This window comes from Streptomyces kryoterrae, from assembly GCF_054072135.1.
This window is the reverse complement of sequence record NZ_CM133358.1, coordinates 2,159,313-2,177,421: the sequence shown is the minus strand read 5'-3', so window position 1 is coordinate 2,177,421 and position 18,109 is coordinate 2,159,313. Positions and strand designations below refer to the sequence as shown.

The following is an 18,109-nucleotide window of genomic DNA, read 5'->3' as shown; positions in this document are numbered from 1 at the left end:
CAATGAAGGAGACTGTCGTGTCGGCGAACAGCTTCGACGCCCGTAGCACGCTCAGCGTGGGCGACGAGTCGTACGAGATCTTCCGGCTGGACAAGGTGGAAGGCTCGGCTCGCCTTCCGTACAGCCTGAAGGTGCTGCTGGAGAACCTGCTCCGTACCGAGGACGGCGCGAACATCACCGCCGACCACATCCGGGCCATCGGTGGCTGGGACTCGCAGGCGCAGCCCAGCCAGGAGATCCAGTTCACGCCGGCCCGCGTGATCATGCAGGACTTCACCGGCGTGCCCTGTGTCGTCGACCTCGCGACCATGCGTGAGGCCGTCAAGGCGCTCGGCGGCGACCCGGCGAAGGTCAACCCGCTCTCCCCGGCCGAGATGGTCATCGACCACTCCGTGATCGCCGACAAGTTCGGCACGCCGGAGGCCTTCGGCCAGAACGTCGAGCTGGAGTACGGCCGCAACAAGGAGCGCTACCAGTTCCTGCGCTGGGGCCAGACCGCCTTCGACGACTTCAAGGTCGTCCCGCCCGGCACCGGCATCGTCCACCAGGTCAACATCGAGCACCTCGCCCGTACGGTCATGGTCCGTAACGGCCAGGCGTACCCCGACACCCTCGTCGGCACCGACTCCCACACCACCATGGTCAACGGCCTCGGTGTGCTCGGCTGGGGCGTCGGCGGTATCGAGGCCGAGGCCGCGATGCTGGGCCAGCCCGTCTCGATGCTCATCCCGCGCGTCGTCGGCTTCAAGCTCACCGGTGAGCTGACGCCCGGCACCACCGCCACCGACCTCGTGCTGACCATCACGGAGATGCTCCGCAAGCACGGTGTCGTCGGCAAGTTCGTCGAGTTCTACGGCGAGGGCGTGGCCGCCACCTCCCTCGCGAACCGCGCCACCATCGGCAACATGTCGCCGGAGTTCGGTTCCACGGCCGCGATCTTCCCGATCGACGGTGAGACCCTGAAGTACCTGAAGCTCACCGGCCGCGACGAGCAGCAGGTCGCGCTCGTCGAGGCGTACGCCAAGGAGCAGGGCCTCTGGCTGGACCCGGCCGCCGAGCCCGACTTCTCCGAGAGGCTGGAGCTCGACCTCTCGACGGTCGTCCCCTCCATCGCCGGCCCGAAGCGCCCGCAGGACCGCATCGTCCTCGCGAACGCCGCCGAGCAGTTCAAGGTCGACGTCCGCAACTACGTCGACGACGTGGACGAGGCGGGCAAGGAGTCCTTCCCGGCCTCCGACTCCCCGGCCGTCGCTCCGAACGGCGTTCCGTCCAACCCGGTCACCGTGACCGCCCCCGACGGCTCGACCTACGAGATCGACCACGGCGCGGTGACGGTCGCGGCCATCACCTCCTGCACCAACACCTCGAACCCGTACGTCATGGTCGCCGCCGCGCTGGTCGCGAAGAAGGCCGTGGAGAAGGGCCTGACCCGCAAGCCGTGGGTCAAGACCACCCTCGCCCCGGGCTCCAAGGTCGTCACCGACTACTTCGACAAGGCGGGGCTCACCCCCTACCTCGACAAGGTCGGCTTCAACCTCGTCGGCTACGGCTGCACCACCTGCATCGGCAACTCCGGCCCGCTGCCGGACGAGGTCTCCAAGGCCGTCAACGACCATGACCTGGCCGTCACTTCGGTGCTCTCCGGCAACCGTAACTTCGAGGGCCGGATCAACCCCGACGTCAAGATGAACTACCTGGCGTCCCCGCCGTTGGTCGTCGCGTACGCCCTCGCGGGTTCCATGAAGGTGGACATCACGCGCGACGCCCTCGGTGTGGACCAGGAGGGCAAGCCGGTCTTCCTGGCCGACATCTGGCCCTCCGAGGCCGAGGTCAACGACGTCGTGGCGAACGCCATCGGCGAGGACATGTTCGCCAAGTCCTACGCCGACGTCTTCGCGGGCGACGCCCAGTGGCAGGCCCTGTCGATCCCCGAGGGCAACACCTTCGAGTGGGACCCGCAGTCGACGTACGTGCGCAAGCCCCCTTACTTCGAGGGCATGACGATGGAGACCACCCCGGTCTCGGACATCGCCGGCGCCCGCGTCCTCGCCAAGCTCGGCGACTCGGTCACCACCGACCACATCTCCCCGGCCGGCGCGATCAAGGCCGACACCCCCGGTGGCAAGTACCTCACCGAGCACGGTGTCGAGCGCCGTGACTTCAACTCGTACGGCTCCCGTCGTGGCAACCACGAGGTGATGATCCGCGGCACGTTCGCCAACATCCGCCTGCGCAACCAGATCGCGCCGGGCACCGAGGGCGGCTACACCCGCGACTTCACCCAGCCGGACGCGCCCGTCGCCTTCATCTACGACGCCTCGCGCAACTACATCGAGCAGGGCATCCCGCTGGTCATCCTGTCCGGCAAGGAGTACGGCTCCGGCTCGTCCCGTGACTGGGCCGCCAAGGGCACCGCCCTCCTCGGCGTCAAGGCCGTCATCGCCGAGTCGTACGAGCGCATCCACCGCTCGAACCTCATCGGCATGGGTGTCCTCCCGCTCCAGTACCCGGAGGGCGCCACCGCCGAGTCCCTCGGCCTCACCGGCGAGGAGACCTTCTCCTTCACCGGCGTCGAGGAGCTGAACAACGGCACCACCCCGCGCACGGTCAAGGTGACCACCGACACGGGCGTCGACTTCGACGCGGTCGTCCGCATCGACACCCCCGGTGAGGCCGACTACTACCGCAACGGCGGCATCATGCAGTACGTGCTTCGCCAACTTGTCGGTTGATGAGCTGATCGGCTCGGATGTCAGAGGATCTGGTCGCTGACCCGCCGCCAACGGCCGTCGCACCAGAGTCTCGCACAAGCGCCCCGTCAGGCTTCGGCCTGGCGGGGCGCTTGCTGGTTCATGCTGATCGAGTAGTGGCCGGTACGTGTCCCGCCGACGCTGATCCGCCCTTTGCCCTGAGCTGCCTGGGGCAGGGCTCACCGTCACACGAGGGGCTAGAAGTTGACTGAGTGCGTTGTGGCACTCCCTGTTCGGTGGCCGCTTCGGGGCCGGTGAACCGGGTGGAACTGACGCGGGCGGTGGGCCGGGAAGCGGAGATCAAGAACGAGGTGGAGAAGATCCGGCACCGTGCCTACGTGCTGGAGAAACGGGGCTGGCTGGTGCGGGCGTCGAGCCGTTGCTGACTGAGCCGGGTCCGAAGCTGGTGGAGGGCCGGCCGCGGGTGCCCGACCGGCAGGCGCTGTGCGGGATCCTGTTCGTGCTGCACACCGGGACCCAGTGGGAGTACCTGCCCCAGGAGCTTGGTTTCGGCTCGGGCATGACGTGCTGGAGGCGGCTGGCCGCGTGGAACGAGGCCGGGGTGTGGGACCAACTGCACCTGGTGCTGCTGAAGAAGCTGCGGGCGGCGAAGAAGCTGGACTGGTCGCGGGCGGTGATCGACTCCTCCCGTGTCAGGGCGGCCCGGCGGGGCCCAAAAGCGGTCCCAGCCCGGTCGACCGCGCACGGCCGGGCAGCAAGCACCACATCCTCACCGACGGCCAGGGCATCCCGCTCGCGGTGTCCCTGACCGGCGGCAACCGCAACGACGTCACCCAACTCCTGCCCCTGCTCGACAAGATCCCCGCCGTGGCCGGAGTGGTCGGCCGGCCACGGCGACGGCCGGACATGCTCTTCGCGGACCGCGGCTACGACCACGACACATACCGGCGGCCGCTTTGGCAGCGCGGCATCCGCCCCGTCATCGCCGAACGGGGCCGGCCCCACGGCTCCGGCCTGGGCATCTTCCGGTATGTGGTCGAGAGAACGATCGCCTGGCCGCACGGCTTCCGCCGCCTGCGCATCCGCTGGGAACGACGCGACAACATCCACGAGGCCTTCCTCGGCCTCGCCAGCCGACGGCCACACCGAGGCAGCGCTTCATCGCGCCGAGGCACAGGCCGCCGATCATCAGCCGCGCCCGCATCATGGCGTCGTTGGCGACGTCGAATCCCCACTGAAAGTCACATGATCAACAACTTCTCTTAGGACCTCTAAGGGCGCCCGGGCCAAGGCCCGCCGCCGTGGCCAGGCGCGCGAGGACTACGTGCTGGACACCGTCTACTGGGACGCCGGCACCGCCCGACTGCTGCCCCGGCTTCTCAAAGCGAAGTACTCGTGCCGGCCGTCGCGGCGCGGCGTTGACTGCAGCGGCGACGCTCGCCAGGATCGCGTGGCCGGGGGCGACGCCGAGGTGCTGGGCGGAGGTGAGCAGCGCCGAGGCGATCTCCGGTTGTCGTGGTCCACTCCATGGACTGCGGCCTGGTCCGGGCGATGACGCCGGTCCCGAAGCCGAGGGCGATCACCAGCGTCGCCGGTGCCATCCCGGTCCAGTGGTCCGTCTCGGTCGCGATCAGGGAGGACCAGACCAGCGGGCTGTGCTGCGGCACTGGGTGAGCGCGAACGCGAGAGGAGCGTGACCGCACCCCGTGCCGCCGGTGCCGAGGCGGTGATCACGCTCCGGGACGGCCAGCCCCCGCCAGCGGTCGGTGTGATGAGGCAGGAAGAACTCCACGTCGCGTGGGAAAGTGGATGCACGGCCCCGGGCGTCGAGTTCCGGATGATCGTCACCGAGTTCCGCGCGGAACTCCACCGTCACCATGCCGCCCTGACCCGGATCGAGGAGGCCCAGGCCCGCAGGTCCGTGCTGATGGCCCAGATCGACCAGGCCGAAGCCCAGATTGGAGACCTGCTCGCCGAAGACCTGCGCAGGGATCTTGACGAGGACTGACGGCCCTCCCATCCGCCCCTCTACCTGTTCGCCAAGCGGGGCCGGGCCCTCACGCCTTCAAGGTCATCCCACGGCCTGATGCTCCTCAAGCCCCCTACCGCCCCCGTGCAGCCCTCGCGCTGCTCGTTCCTGTCGTGCCCGGCGGTCTCCCGGTGCGCACGCTTCAACTCCCAGAACGCTGCCCGGTACGCCTCGCGTGCGCGCAGGCACCACTCCCGCTCGGTCTCGTCGAGATGAGACCAGCAGGCACCGACGTCGTCCACCTCGACGAAGCCCTCCGGTCACTCTGCCGCCTGCTGCGTACACGGCTGGCCGTCCGCCCGGGCCCGCAGGCACCCCGGCTTGTCCAGGCCCAGCCGGGCACCCCACGGAGGCGACGCGAACCGCACCCAGTCCGCCGGCAGCGTCCGCACCGTACCGAGCGGGGGCAGCTGGAGGTTCAGTTGCAGCCGCCCGCTGACCACGCCGTCCTCCGTCGTCCGGTAGTCGACCGGGGTCCCGGTCGAGGCCCATGAGCCAGCGAGGTGCACGGCGATGGTCTGCAGCGTCGCTTCGTCCCCGGCGACGATCTCGACGACCGCGAGCCCGGGTTCCGACACGAGGCCGGTGATGATGTCTCCCATGCCGTACGAGACGGCCTCCGCACGGGGCTTGTAGAAAACTCCATCGCCGCAGGTCAGCGGGTGGCCAGGAGATCGCTCTGGAACGCACACCCGCCACTACGGGAACGTTCAGGCGATCGCTGCAGGTCAGGACGGTTGCGGACAGACCGACGACAAGAGTCGGGAGTTCGCAGCAGCGAGCCGAGCCCGAGGAAACGCAGGTCCTCACCGAGCTGGCGGGTCGGATCGTTCGAAGCGCGCTGCTGAGTTCGGGACCCATCTCCACAAAGCCGGTCCCCAACCGTCCGTATCCCGCCGAGCTCGCTTAATACATTCCAGGGCGAGACGCAGGTCCATCCGGCCTTCTCGCCGCCCGAGCGGGCAATCGTGGTGCCGCCGTCGACGGTGCGATCACTCGAACGGACAGACCGGATTCGGCGCGTCCTCGAACCGCGGCGCGCAGTGCGCGAGCACTCCCGGTCGTCCCGCGGGGCCCCGGGGGTACTCCGCCGCGGACTCAGAACTCCTCGTAGACCTCCGGGTCCCCGCCCAGCCGCCGGGGGACGTGGTCCGCGACGGACCGCATCTGGGCGGGGCTGAGAGTGAAGCCGAAGATATCGAGGTTCTCGCGCTGCCGCTCGGAGCTCGCGGACTTGGGGATGGGAATCGCGCCAAGCTGGGTGTGCCAGCGCAGGACCACCTGGGCCGGGGTCACTCCGAGGTCCTCGGCAACGGTGATGATCTTGGGTTCGTCCAGCAGGTGCTTGCCGCAGCCCAGAGGGCTCCAGCTCTCCGTGCGGATGCCCTTGGCCTGGTGGAACGCGCGCAGGCCGTCCTGCAGCAAGTAGGGGTGCAGTTCGATCTGGTTGACGGACGGCAGGACGCCGGTCTCCTTCTCCAGCCGCTCGATGTGCTCGGGAGTGAAGTTCGAGACGCCGATCGAGCGGACCAGGCCGTCCTCGCGGAGCTTGATCATGGCCCGCCAGGAGTCGACGTACTTGTCGACGCGGGGCAGCGGCCAGTGGATCAGGTACAGGTCCACGTACTCCACGCCGAGCCGTGCGCGGGACGCCTCGAAGGAGGCCAGGGTCTCCTCGTATCCGTGGTGCCGGCCGGGGACTTTCGTCGTCACCACGATCTCCTCGCGAGGGACGCCACTGCGCGCCATACCGCGGCCGACGCCGGTCTCGTTGCGGTAGCTCGTCGCCGTGTCGACGAGGCGGTAGCCCATGCCGAGGGCTCCGGCCACCGCCTCCTCCGCCTCCGCGTCTGTCATCGGCCAGGTACCCAGACCGGTCGCCGGGCTCGACGTTCCGTCGTTGAGTGTGTGGACCGGAATGTTGGTCACCGTTGGACTCTCTTTCGACTGTGTCATACACCCTGCGTCACCGATGGGGTGAAGCGTTGATCAACCGGACGGGCGGGGGACGAGGCCCGAGTCTGACCTCACCGGACGTCGTGCGACTCGCGGGTGCACTTCGCACCGCGGTCTCCTTCACGCGCCGACGGGCTCGCAAGGCCTCGTCGTCACCACTCGCGAGCCCTGCCACGGTCGTCGGGGAGCCCGTGCAGGAAGTCAGCGCTGACGAGTTCGTGGTCGGAGATGGGATGGCCGGCCGAGTTCACCGCAGGTCGACACAGGGGATTTCGTGCGGCCAGGCCGCGCCGGAAAAGCCAGTCCATCCTGCGGTGCGGGGCGCGGGGCAGGCCGTTGCCCAGGGTGCGACGAGTCGGGACCGCCGAGTTGCAGTCCAGCCAGTCGAAACCCGCCGCTGCGAACACGTCGAACAGCGGCTCGTGGTGACCAGGTTTGGCGAACCAGTCGTCCGGCGCTTCCTCGTCGGGTACGTCTGCTGTGTTGAAATCGCCGCCGATGACGGTGGGCAACGTCGAATCGGTCGAGTCGACGAGCGCCGAAAGCTCCGCGGACCTCGTGTCGGGATCGGACAGGCTCTCCAGATGGACGCTGCCCACCCTGATCCGTTCCGTACCGACAGCGACGGTTGCGAACAGAGCCCGCCGACCACCGATCCGGCGGTGGTGCCAGTCCAGTGAGTACCACAGGCCTTGTGCGGGGGAATTCACGACCAGCGGTTCCGACAAGGGGAAACGGGAAAGAATTCCATTGCCATGGATTCCGACCAGGTTGCACTCGTCAGCGAACTCGACTTGCTCGGATTGATTTCCCATGCCCAGCTCAAGAAACTCCGCGCAGTACGCATAGCCGAAACCGAGCTCTTCGGCCAGTGCGCGCAGTGTGTGCAGATTGGCGGAACGGGCCATGCCCACGTCCATCTCGGACAGCAGCACGACATCGCAGCCCGATTCCCTGATGAGCTGCGCGCTTGCCCCGACGTACTTGCAGCGCTCCGCGTTCCACGCGCCTATCCGTACTGGCCCGTCATGTTTCGAGACGGCATTGCTCGGCTGACGCACTTCGATCTGGCCGAAGATTTCGGCCTCACCGAACAGCCGGTCATGCTCGGCCGGATCGCCTGTGGCCCGCCGGGCACGCTCAAGGAAATCAGTGTCCACCGCGGACAATTCCGTCACTACGTCCTGCCGCATGCCGTTCATGCGCGTTCCCCCACGTGCTCACCGGGCCGCGCGGGCAGGATTCGATCGAGATCGACATCGGCGCGGAACCGCTGCGCGATCTCCACCGACTCGCGCCAGATCCCCTCGCGCAGAAGGGTGGGGGTGAAACCGAGCTCCGAGAAGCTCTCGTTGGTCACGCTGAGGGTGTTCTGCGCCTCCTCGTTCCTCGGATTGTCCACGTAGGAAATCTCGGCACCAGTCTGATCCGATATCACGGTGGCTACATCCAGCACCCGCAGGCACTCGGCCACCTGGTTGCGGACCCGCACCCGATCACCCGGCGCCGGCGGGTTCTCCAGGGCGAGGTTGACGCAGTTCACGGCATCTTCGAGGTGGATGAACGCGCGAGTTTGCTCGCCCACGCCGTATACGGTCAGGGGGTGATTGAGCGCCGCCTGCATGAGGAAACGGTTCACCACGGTGCCCCAGACGGAGTCGTAGTCGAAACGGTTGACCAGAAGATCGCTCTGGCTCGTCAATCGGGTCTGCGTTCCCCAGACGACACCCTGGTGCAGATCGGTGATCCGGAGGTTGTCGTACCGGGCATAGAACTCGAACAGTTGCGCATCCATGCACTTACTGAGGTGGTAGATAGAAACCGGTTCGAAGGGATGCAGTATCTCCACTTTCCGGTCCGGGTGCGCAGATGACGGGACGGTGACCTCAAGATAGCCCTCCGGCATCGTCCAGTCCTTCGACGAATAGCCGTACACCCCCACCGACCCAAGGTGCACAATGTGCGTGGGCACCCCTGAGAGGCGAATTGCCTCAAGCAGGTTCTGAGTCGCTATCAGGTTGTTACGCACCGTGTAGGTTCGATGCGTCGAGGACAGCATCGAATAGGGCGCGGAGCGCTGTTCGGCGAAGTGGACAACGGCGTCCGGCCGGTATTTGTCCAGGAGTCCGCTCAGAGCCTCGACGTCCGCCGAGACATCCAGCTCGACAAAGTCGATGGTCCGGCCCGACAAGGCACGCCATGTCTCCAGCCGTCGCTCCGGGCTCTGGATCGGGGTCAGCGAGGCCGTTCCAAGTTCAGCATCGATCTTGCGGCGGCTGAGGTTGTCGACGATGACGACATTGCGACCCCGGTCAGACTGGTCCAGAGCGGTGGGCCAGCCGCAGAATCCGTCCCCACCGAGGACAAGGACGGTCTGAGGGCGCTCATTTGGCATATGCAACTCCTTTTACCTGGGTGCCGGATGTCGGCGGAAAACGGTGCGACCAAAGCCGCGAGCGGGCCGAGCCGGGCACGGCCGAGCAGATCAAGTCCGATTCCACGGACCGGTCACTGTCTTCGTCCGTGCAATCGGATATCTATGGGGCGTCCGCGTGGCGCGTCAGGCGGACGCGGAGGAACCGAACGACCAGAGCGGACGGACGTCACCGGCTCCCGCCAGCCCTGACGAGGGCGGAGAAGCGGGAAGCGGCGTCCTGCCAAATCAGTTGGCCGCGAGGCCGGCCTCCAGGGTCTGCTGATGGTGCGTCACCCAGGCATGTGCGGCCCGAATCTCCTCCGGGACGCCCGCCTCACACAAACTGATCAAGGCCGGATCTCCGCCGGCGGCTCCGCTCTCGATACCCCACCAGCAGCGTTCCTGCCACGCGGCCACATTTGGTACCAGCTCCTGGCGGTCGGCGGATGCCAGACCGTAGGCATCCGCGACCTCACGGATCCGTCCGGACGCCCATACCGGATCCGTGCCGGGACCGAGGCTCAAGTACTGCCAGCACAGATGCGCCACATCATGGACACGCCGACCTGGTGCCGCCAGGTCCCAGTCGATGAGAGCGATGGGCTCCAGTGGTTCATCCGTGGAGCGGTACACCGTGTTCTTGGGTGACAGATCGTTGTGGCACACCACCTCATGCCCGTCCGCCAGAGGATGGCCTGCCGTGAGGTCGTGGGCCGCGCGGACCAGGCGGGCAAGCGCGGTCAAGGCCGCGGAGGAGGCGACCGCGGGGTTGCCGCCCTGCCAGGGCACATATCCCTGGACATAGCTGAGCGTGTCCCGGCCCTCCTCGTCTCTACCGAGGTAGCGGGGCGCGCCGTTCCAGGAATTCGCTTCGTAGTGCTGCAGCAGGCGGTTGACGAAACCGGAATTCCCGGTCGGACTACGTCGCACCGTGCCGTCCACCAGGACCACGCCACTTATGAAGCCGCCGAGGAGTTTCTCGATTTCATTCATGGTGTAGCTCCTAACCTAAGTCTTTTCGCTCACGAACGTGGTGAACCGGGCAGCTGCCGCAGCCTCTCGGAGAGCATGGCCGTGGGTACCAGTACCTCTGGCGTGGGCTCAAGACCGAACGGCACCACGGGCACCTCCCGGGGATCCCGGGTCCGTGTGACCTCGGCGTGGGTGGCGCTGCTCACGATCATCTCCGCCCGGTCGGGATGTACCAGGTGTTCGAAGTCGATGTAGCGCTGCGCGTAGGTGTAGCGGCACGGGGCGAAGGCATCGGGTATCTCACCCTGTACATGAGCCTGGCGCAGCGACTGCCACGCCTCGCCGTTCCAGATCTCCTCGAAGGTGTTCTCGCGCAGGGAGCCGAGGGTGTACTCGCCGTTGCCGATCAGGTGGTCGCAGAATCCGACGTCCCCGTTGTAGCGAATGTACGCATAGCTCCACGGGTGCATGCAGGCCGGCTTGCGGACCATCTCCGGCAGCGCCAGAGAAGGGTCCGGTGCGGCACCGAGCTGCACGACGACGCCGAGTTCGCGGCCGGCCTCGGCCGCCTCGGCGTACGCCTCGCGCGTCCGGCCCAGGTCCTGGCGCAGGTGGGAGGGGTCGTCGGCAGCGGCAACCAGCGGGTGGATGACCAGGAGCGGAATGTCCAGCCGGCTCGCGAGCCGCACGATGTCGGCGAGCTCGTCCAGGTTGTCCATGCTGGAGACGACATTGAAGTTCACATGGTCGCGCGGGACTTGGTAGCGGTCGCGCGCCTCCACGAGGGCGCGGCAGGTCGCTTCGAGCCGCTCCAGGCTTCCGCCGCCCCGCAACTTCTTGAACAGGGCGGGCGAGGCGGCGTCGCACGAGACGGTGACGATGCCCTGCCCCCGCATCATGGCGTCCCAGACGGCGGGCCGGTTGATCTGGCCGTTGGTCACGACCCGGACCCGGACCTGATGCTCGAGGGCGCGCAGCACCATGTCCCCGAAGCCGCTGAGCATGGTGGACTCGCCCCAGCCGCGGACGTCCACCAGATGCGCGTACGGGAAGAGTTCGTCGGCCAGCCGGTCGAACATTTGCTCGTCCATGTTCAGGGCCGGGTCATACTTTTCCCCGAAGCGGCACATCGGGCATTTGAGGTTGCAGTTCTCGGTGAGTTCGACGAACAGAGCCAGCGGCCGGCTGTGCAGCTTGACCGCCCCTTGCTGGTACTCCTCGAGGTTCAGGGCCTGGTTGTCGCGGCGTCGGTCCGTGAGCTCGAACGGATGCACTGACGCAGTCAGGAGTCGGTCGTCTTTTCGCATATCAATCTCCTTACCGGAGTGAAGACGGTTGGGTGTCGCGTCACCGATCGGTGCGCGGCGTGGTGAGTAGCGCCAGCGCCTGCTGCACGCCCACGGAATCGTCGAGAGTGACGTAACTTTCCCCGCGCCCACTCACCATGTGGACAAAGCGGTCGACCATCAGTTCGTACATGTCGACGCCCGCGTAGGTGGTCAGCTCCCGGTGCCCGTCCGCCGTCAGCAGGGTCAGACGACCTTCTCCCGTACCGGGGTTGAAGCAGTGGTCAAGGCTGAGGCTGCCCTTGTCTCCGCGGACCACCAGCCGTGAGTCGTGCCAGGGGAGCAGAAAGCTCGCCGAGAGCTGGGCGGTCCTGCCACGGCCGTAGTCGAGAACGGCACAGGTGTGGAGGTCTACGCCGGAGTCACCACGGTGGCTGACGGCGGAGCCCGTGACAGGGAGGCCGCCGTACACGAGGTTGGCGGCGTCGGCGATGTAGCACCCGAGGTCCAGGAGTGCCCCGCCGCCCAGTTCGTCCGACATCCGGATGTCAGCAGGATCTTCCAGGACGAAGGACAGTGCGGCTTCCACGCTGCGGACCTCGCCGACGGCGCCCGCACGGATCCGCTCGACGAAGGCCGCGAACTGGGGGTGGACGCGGTACATGAACGCCTCGGCGACGACGCGGCCCGCCTCGCGTGCAGCGGAGCGGATCGCCTCGGCATCGTGCGGCGTGGTGGTGAGCGGCTTCTCGCACAGCACATGCTTGCCTGCGGCCAGCGCGGCGAGCGTCCACGGCGCGTGTAGTGCGTTGGGCAGCGCGATGTAGACCGCGTCGACGTCAGGATCGTCCAGCAGAGCTTGGTAGTCGCTGTGCACCCGCGGCGCACCCACTGCTTCGGCGAGCCGTCGCGCGGCCTCGGGACGGCGTGATGCGACGGCGCGCACTGCAGCGTGGGGTGAACGGGCCAGGGCCGGTCCGACGAAGTGCTCGGCGATACGGGCTGCGCCGAGGATGCCCCAGCGCAGGGCGTCCTCGGGCGCAGGTGCGCTGACGGTCACGAACTGCTCCTTTCTGAGAGACGGGTGACATCGACGGCGTGCGCCCCGACGTCCGGTGGAGATCGGGCTAGCGCGTGGGCGTCCCCTCGGTGCCGTCTGTGCCGTCGGTGAGGGAGCCGTATCCCCACGCGAAGATGTCTCCGAACTCGTCGAGGCCGCGGCCGTTGCCGACGCGGAATTGGCCCAAGTACGCGCCGAGCAACCGCGCCGCGAGGTCATCGCCGCGCAGGGCGTGGTAGCCGAGTGCCTCCAGATTGCCCCGCAGGTAGCACTTCTGTTTCTGCTCGGCGCGGTCCGTGGTGAGCCACGAGTTGTGGACCATCTTGGCCTGGGGGACGTAGGCGACCTTGCGGCCTTCCCGCATCAGCGCGTAACCGAGTTCGGTGTCCTCACCTGAGGCAGGACCGGTACCGGGGCCGAGATGGGGGAGGAACACGGGGCGGTCGGGCAGCAGCAGGCTCCTGCGCAGGGCCAAGTTGTTGGAGGAACCGACCACGGACACGGGAATGGTGGGAGGTCCGGTGTACACACCCGGCTGCCAGCCGGGCGCCGATACGGCCGGGCACCACAGGTTGCCGTCGGGCGTCTCGGCCTCCCCCCACGCGTTTTCACCCAGCAGGGGCACGACTTCGGTACCCAGCCGCCAGTTCGGCAAGGGAACGGGCTCGACCCGGCCGAAGCCCGCTGTGACCTCGGGCTCGTCGGACATGTAGGTGGCCATCTCCGTGACCCAGCCGGGCTCGGGCAGGCAGTCGTCGTCGAAGAAGAGCACCACATCCGTCCGGGCCTCGGACAGGGCCAGGTTGCGTCCGACGGAAGCGGGACCCGCGCCGTTGAGAACCCGCACGGGAAGGCCTCCCGCGGCGCCGGCGACGGCCGTACGGTCCAGCGAGCCGCCGGTGTTGTCGACGACGATCAGTTCGGCGACGAGGCTGGTGTCATCCGCGGCGATCAGGCTGAGGGCCCGGAAGAGGTCGGTGCGCCCGATGCTGCAAACGGCCACGGTCAGAGGGGAGTTGAGGGGAACGGAGGTCGTCATACGGCAACTGGCTCCTACTAGGAAGGGGACGGTGGAGGGGGAAGAGGGCGCACCTGACGGCAGCGCTGGACGCGGTTCGTGACGGGCTCTGCCCGGCTATGCGGCGCCGGCCGGGACGACGGGCACGGTCCGGCCCTGGCGCGCGGAGAGCTCGGCGGCCTGCAGTACCGCGAGGACATCGACGCAGGTGTCCGCAGGCGCGGCGAAGGGCTCTCCGGCGCGTACCGCGGCGAGCACATCGCGGTACAGACCCGTGTACGAGGGTTCGACCGGCTGCGCTTGCGTCGGACCGGAGGCCGGAAAGATCTCGCACGGTCCGCAGTCGCCCTCCAGGCGGAGCGACCCGTGCTCTGCGTGCACTTCGAGGACGCGTTGGGCACGAGGGGCGCACCACGCCGTCTGCACGCTGGTGAGTGCGCCGTTCTCGTGGTCCAGCAGCACCATGGCGACGTCCGCGGCGGACGTGGCGTCCGGCCGCGCAAGGCGCGCCGTGACCTGTACGACGGGTGAGCCGGTGAGTTCCCGCGCGACGTACACCCAGTGGTAGGCGTTGTCGGTCAGGCAGCCGCCACCGGTGTTGTGCCGGCGCCAGTGCGGACTGACTCCGGCGCCGGGGAAGTGCCCGGCATCGGGCTGCTCCAGGCGCAGAAAGCGGATGCGGCCGAGTTCGGCGGTGCGTAGGTGTTGCATCGCTTGGCGTACGTCGCTGCGGTGGAGGTAGTTGTGCACCAGGCCGAGCCGGTCGCGCGGGGCGAGCCCCGCCAGCCGGGCGGCCTCATTGGCCCCGATGGACATGGGCTTCTCGCACAGGACGCGGACGCCGCCGCGGAGCAGCCGCTCGACGACGGCCGGAGTGCGTTCCGGCGGCAGCACGACCACCGCGAGATCGACCGGCTCGTCGTCTGCGAGCAGCGCGTCGACCGTGTCGTACCGACGGCTGGGAGCGACGGACAGCGCATCACCGAGCAGGTCGCGCCGGGCCGGGGCGAGGTCCACGACGGCGCTGACGACGGCGTCGTCGGGCAGCGCCAGGAACGCGGGAGCGTGGCCGAGTTCGGCGATGGCCCCGCAGCCGACGAGTGCGACACGAACGGGCGGACGGCTCACCGCAGGGCTCCCCTTTGCGCGGTGCCGGTGTGCCAGAGTTGCCTGGTGAACTCGGCGTCGTGCTGGAGTGCGGCGGGGAGATCGGGCGCGGGCATGGCGCGTTCCACGGCCGTGACCGCGATCGTCCCGGTGCTCCGCGCGGTGGACCAGCCGTGCGCCAGCTCGACTTCCCCGGTACCCAGGTCGAACGAGTGGGGCGATTCCGGGTCCGCGATCAGCCCGTCCTTGATGTGCAGGTAGTCGCAGCGCCCAGCGGTCGCCTTGAGCGTGCGTTCGAGTGCGCCGGCCACCGAGGCCCAGTGGAGATCGACCACGAATCCCAGTTCTTCGGGGGCGGTCTCGGAGCAGAGGATCTCCAGCGGCGTGCGACCGTCGTGCAGCGGCCTGGCCTCTTCTTGGTGGTTGTGCACCGCCACCCGTGTGCCGACGTCAGCGGCGCGTGCGACATGGTCACGCAGCGCGGGCAAGGTGTCCAGGGTGGCGGCCACCGAGTCGACGGGGAGTCCCGACAGGATCAGCCGGTTGCAGGCGAGCACCCGCAACGTCTCCCAGGAGAAGTCGTCGAGTTCGTGCCAGAAGAGATGCACGGCCACAGTGTCGAGGCCACGCTCGGCGCAGGCGTCCCGCAGCCGGGCGGGGTCGCCCAGGAGCGAGGACATGACCTCAAGGCCGTCGTATCCGGCGGTACGGATGGCGTCGAGTGTGCCGTCCAGATCCGTCTCAGCTCGTTGACCCAGGATTCCGTAGCCGTAGATGCCGGTTTGCAGGACGAGTCGTGGATTCACCTTGTCTCCTCATCGTGACCTTCGGGCGTCCCAGTGGCGGTCGGCACGAAGCGCTCCTCCGGGAAGTAGTCGAAGCGCTTCATGGCCAGCGTCGGCTTGCCACGGCGGATGGCCTCGAGCGTGATCCCGAGGTGGTAGCTCCAGTCGACGGAAACGGCCGCCGCGGCGGATGCAGCGGTTGTGTCGGCGCGGCGAGCGGTCTGGCGTGTGTCGTTCCCGAACCACAGGGCGGTTCCTGCGGCGGCGGTCAGCAGAGCGGGCAGGCGGTGCCGCGGCAGGAGCGCCGCGGTCGCGCCGGCGGCCAGGGCGACCGTCGTCGGATTGGGCCACCAGCGGGTGTGCTCCGGCTGCCGGGCGCAGTTGTAGACGCAGGCTCTGCCGTACAGGAAGAGCTTGCGGCGGAACTGGTGCAGCCGCGTGATTCCGTCCGTGGCATGGACCACCACGGCAGTGGGGTGCCCGAGTGTGCGGTACCCGGCGGCGTCCAGGCGCACCCCGAGGTCCACGTCCTCGCCTCCCACCACGGTGTAGGTGTGCTCGTCGAAGCCACCGATCGCGTCGAAAGCCGTCCTTCGCACGGAAAGGTTGGATGTGGCGGCCCACCACAGCTGCTCGAAACGCAGAGGCCAGTTCCACGGGGCATTGGCGACCAGCGAATGTCGAACGGTGCGCCAGGGACCGGAGCCGGCCTCGCCTGCGACCACGGTGGGACCGGCCACGGCGCCTATGTCCTGTCGGCCCCGGTGCGCGTTGTGGAAGTCCAGGTGCTCGCGGAGCAGGGTCGGCGTCGCGACGCAGTCGGAGTCGATGAACAGCACGAGCGGATGGCGGGTTTCGGCGACGCCGAGGTTACGCTTGGCGCCGACCCGGCGGGGCCCGCGCAGATAACGCGCACCCGACTTCTCGCAGGTCTCCCGGATTTGCTCGCCGTCCTGGTACGACGAGTCGTCCACGACGACGATCTCGGTCTGGACTCCGGCGGGCAGCTCCGTCACGGCGACGCCCAGTGACTCGACGAGCCGTTGGACTGCCCAGGGGTTTCCCTTGGTCGGGATGACCACGGACAGGGCGCTGAACTCGGCCTGCGCTGTGCCGACCGGGGTGACGGGCGAAGGGTTCGGCTCTGTCATCGGACCAGCCCCGGGCTCGCGACGCGGGACTCCGCGAACCAGCGAATCGTGCGCCGCAGCCCCTCTTCGAGATCGATCCTGGGCCGCCAGCCAAGGCGCTCCGCGGCGAGGCTGGTGTCAGGGCAGCGCAGGGAGGGGTCGTCCTCGGGGCGGGGTACGAAAACGACATCGGACGCCGAACCGGCGGCCGCGATCACCGCACGGGCCGTCTGCAGGACGCTGAGTTCCCCGCTCCCGCCGATGTTCACCGGACCACGTACGTCGGGGCTGGTGAGCAGAGCGAGCAGGCCGTCCACGGTGTCGTCCACGTAGCACAGTGAGCGGGTCTGTTCACCGTTGCCGGCGACGGTGAGCGGGTCACCCGCGAGTGCCTGGGTGATGAAGGTGGGGATCATCCGGCCGTCGTCGCCGCGCATCCGCGGGCCGAAGGTGTTGAAGATCCGTGCGATACGGGCGTCGAGGCCCTGCCGCTCCCGGTACGTGACGGTGAGGGTCTCGCTGAAGCGCTTCGCCTCGTCGTACACGGCGCGAGGGCCGACTGGATTGACGTTTCCCCAGTAGGACTCCGGCTGCGGGTGGACCAGCGGGTCGCCGTAGACCTCACTGGTCGACGTGAGGAGGAAACGGGCCCCATGGCGGGCGGCCAGGTCCAGGGCGTGCTGGGTACCGGCCGAGCCGACCCGCAGGGTTTCCAGCGGAAGCCGGAGATAGTCGCGCGGTGAGGCCGGACAAGCCATGTGCAGGACGTCCGTCACAGGGCCGGTGACGTCCAGCCCCGCCGATACGTCGGCCTCCAGGAACGCGAAGTTCGGGTCTTGGGACAGTGCCCGGATGTTGTCCAGGGTGCCGGTGCTCAGGTTGTCGATGCAGACGACCGAGTAGCCGAGAGCCAACAGGCGTTCGCACATGTGCGAACCGAGAAAGCCGGCTCCGCCGGTCACCACTGCGCGGCGCGCGGCCCGCGTCATCGTCCCTCCCTATTACCGCCCTGGAGTGCACGGATCAGCCGCCGATACGGCCGACGGCTTTCCTCCGCCGCGGCGATTGCGCAAGTCCTACTGACCGCTCGGCCGGTGTTGGGGCCGACAGGGAAAACAATTGGGAACGTCACTGTATCGCCGTCTTCCTGAATCAAATCGACCAATTATCGAGAGTCGTGGTTTCAGTGGCGCGGCGGGGGCGCCTGTGCGCTCGAAGGTCACCCGGCGCCGGCCCAGACTTCGGCCCTCGCGATGGTGTTCAAACTTGTCGAGCCCGCCCATGACCGTCGACGCGTGGTGACCGAATTCCACCTCGTCGCCCTGGTCCGTACAGGCGTCATGTTCAAGAACGGTGTCCTGGTCACGTCGACAGTCCCTCGGTGTCGTCAGTGATCTCCGCGATGCCCCGTCTCGACTGGGAACGTGCACAACTTAGCACCGGCTATCGAGTCGATCAAGAGGTCGTCGCGGCAACGTCCCACCGTGGCAACGACGTTGGAGGGATGTCCGAATTCATGATCGTATGCGTCCGCGGAACAGAGCGCGCGTGGCGCCATCGGCGTGTTCATACCGACACGCAGCGCTATTTGCCCAGTTGGGCAGGGTAGTAACGGAACGCGTCGGGTTGCCCGGGATCG

At 68.0% G+C, this 18,109-nt stretch carries 16 protein-coding genes and 2 pseudogenes; 6 read left to right on the top strand and 12 right to left on the bottom strand.

What is annotated here, in order from left to right:
• Positions 1-17 precede the first annotated feature (17 nt).
• From acnA to ACW4TU_RS09035, 6 genes and pseudogenes are all read left to right on the top strand, one after another.
• A complete protein-coding gene (gene acnA, locus ACW4TU_RS09060) occupies positions 18-2,732 on the top strand; it encodes an aconitate hydratase AcnA (RefSeq protein WP_457426424.1) in 2,715 nt (904 codons plus the stop codon).
• 281 nt (positions 2,733-3,013) lie between these two features.
• Positions 3,014-3,136, top strand: coding sequence for a hypothetical protein (locus tag ACW4TU_RS09055; RefSeq protein ID WP_457430765.1), 123 nt, complete (start codon positions 3,014-3,016; stop codon positions 3,134-3,136).
• A pseudogene (locus tag ACW4TU_RS09050) lies at positions 3,106-3,839 on the top strand (IS5 family transposase); the annotation flags it as partial. The gene ACW4TU_RS09055 and the pseudogene ACW4TU_RS09050, both read left to right, overlap by 31 nt.
• 142 nt (positions 3,840-3,981) lie before the next feature.
• Positions 3,982-4,101: pseudogene (locus ACW4TU_RS09045) on the top strand (site-specific integrase); the annotation flags it as partial.
• Positions 4,102-4,226: 125 nt separating this feature from the next.
• Positions 4,227-4,385: a hypothetical protein gene (locus ACW4TU_RS09040; RefSeq protein ID WP_457426422.1), complete on the top strand. Its 159-nt coding sequence runs from the start codon at positions 4,227-4,229 to the stop codon at positions 4,383-4,385.
• Positions 4,386-4,404: 19 nt separating this feature from the next.
• Positions 4,405-4,719: a hypothetical protein gene (locus ACW4TU_RS09035; RefSeq protein ID WP_457426420.1), complete on the top strand. Its 315-nt coding sequence runs from the start codon at positions 4,405-4,407 to the stop codon at positions 4,717-4,719.
• Between the two features lie 281 nt (positions 4,720-5,000).
• Here ACW4TU_RS09035 and ACW4TU_RS09030 read toward each other — a convergent pair whose 3' ends face one another.
• From ACW4TU_RS09030 to ACW4TU_RS08975, 12 genes are all read right to left on the bottom strand, one after another.
• On the bottom strand, positions 5,001-5,342 hold the full coding sequence (locus ACW4TU_RS09030; protein WP_457426418.1) for a DUF6207 family protein: 342 nt from the start codon (positions 5,340-5,342) through the stop codon (positions 5,001-5,003).
• A gap of 496 nt (positions 5,343-5,838) precedes the next feature.
• On the bottom strand, positions 5,839-6,669 hold the full coding sequence (locus ACW4TU_RS09025) for an aldo/keto reductase (protein ID WP_457426416.1): 831 nt from the start codon (positions 6,667-6,669) through the stop codon (positions 5,839-5,841).
• Between the two features lie 179 nt (positions 6,670-6,848).
• On the bottom strand, positions 6,849-7,898 hold the full coding sequence (locus ACW4TU_RS09020; protein WP_457426414.1) for an endonuclease/exonuclease/phosphatase family protein: 1,050 nt from the start codon (positions 7,896-7,898) through the stop codon (positions 6,849-6,851).
• Positions 7,895-9,091 carry an NAD-dependent epimerase/dehydratase family protein gene (locus ACW4TU_RS09015; RefSeq protein WP_457426412.1) on the bottom strand — a complete coding sequence of 399 codons (1,197 nt, stop codon included), beginning with the start codon at positions 9,089-9,091 and terminating at the stop codon, positions 7,895-7,897. The genes ACW4TU_RS09020 and ACW4TU_RS09015 overlap by 4 nt, the downstream gene beginning before the upstream one ends.
• Before the next feature lie 267 nt (positions 9,092-9,358).
• Positions 9,359-10,105, bottom strand: a complete 747-nt coding sequence (locus tag ACW4TU_RS09010) for a phosphotransferase family protein (protein ID WP_457426410.1) — start codon at positions 10,103-10,105, stop codon at positions 9,359-9,361.
• Between the two features lie 29 nt (positions 10,106-10,134).
• A complete protein-coding gene (locus ACW4TU_RS09005; RefSeq protein ID WP_457426408.1) occupies positions 10,135-11,391 on the bottom strand; it encodes a radical SAM protein in 1,257 nt (418 codons plus the stop codon).
• A gap of 40 nt (positions 11,392-11,431) precedes the next feature.
• Positions 11,432-12,430 (bottom strand): Gfo/Idh/MocA family protein, encoded by a 999-nt coding sequence (locus tag ACW4TU_RS09000; RefSeq protein ID WP_457426406.1) that lies wholly within the window; start codon positions 12,428-12,430, stop codon positions 11,432-11,434.
• Positions 12,431-12,497: 67 nt separating this feature from the next.
• Positions 12,498-13,469 carry a glycosyltransferase family 2 protein gene (locus ACW4TU_RS08995; protein ID WP_457426404.1) on the bottom strand — a complete coding sequence of 324 codons (972 nt, stop codon included), beginning with the start codon at positions 13,467-13,469 and terminating at the stop codon, positions 12,498-12,500.
• A gap of 96 nt (positions 13,470-13,565) precedes the next feature.
• Positions 13,566-14,576: a Gfo/Idh/MocA family protein gene (locus tag ACW4TU_RS08990; protein ID WP_457426403.1), complete on the bottom strand. Its 1,011-nt coding sequence runs from the start codon at positions 14,574-14,576 to the stop codon at positions 13,566-13,568.
• Positions 14,573-15,361, bottom strand: coding sequence for a sugar phosphate isomerase/epimerase family protein (locus ACW4TU_RS08985; RefSeq protein WP_457426401.1), 789 nt, complete (start codon positions 15,359-15,361; stop codon positions 14,573-14,575). Before ACW4TU_RS08985 ends, ACW4TU_RS08990 begins: the two co-directional genes overlap by 4 nt.
• The gene (locus ACW4TU_RS08980; protein WP_457426399.1) at positions 15,358-16,491 is read right to left on the bottom strand and encodes a glycosyltransferase family 2 protein; all 1,134 of its coding nucleotides are present in this window, start codon (positions 16,489-16,491) and stop codon (positions 15,358-15,360) included. The genes ACW4TU_RS08985 and ACW4TU_RS08980 overlap by 4 nt, the downstream gene beginning before the upstream one ends.
• Positions 16,488-17,459 (bottom strand): UDP-glucuronic acid decarboxylase family protein, encoded by a 972-nt coding sequence (locus tag ACW4TU_RS08975; RefSeq protein ID WP_457426397.1) that lies wholly within the window; start codon positions 17,457-17,459, stop codon positions 16,488-16,490. The genes ACW4TU_RS08980 and ACW4TU_RS08975 overlap by 4 nt, the downstream gene beginning before the upstream one ends.
• Positions 17,460-18,109 lie beyond the last annotated feature (650 nt).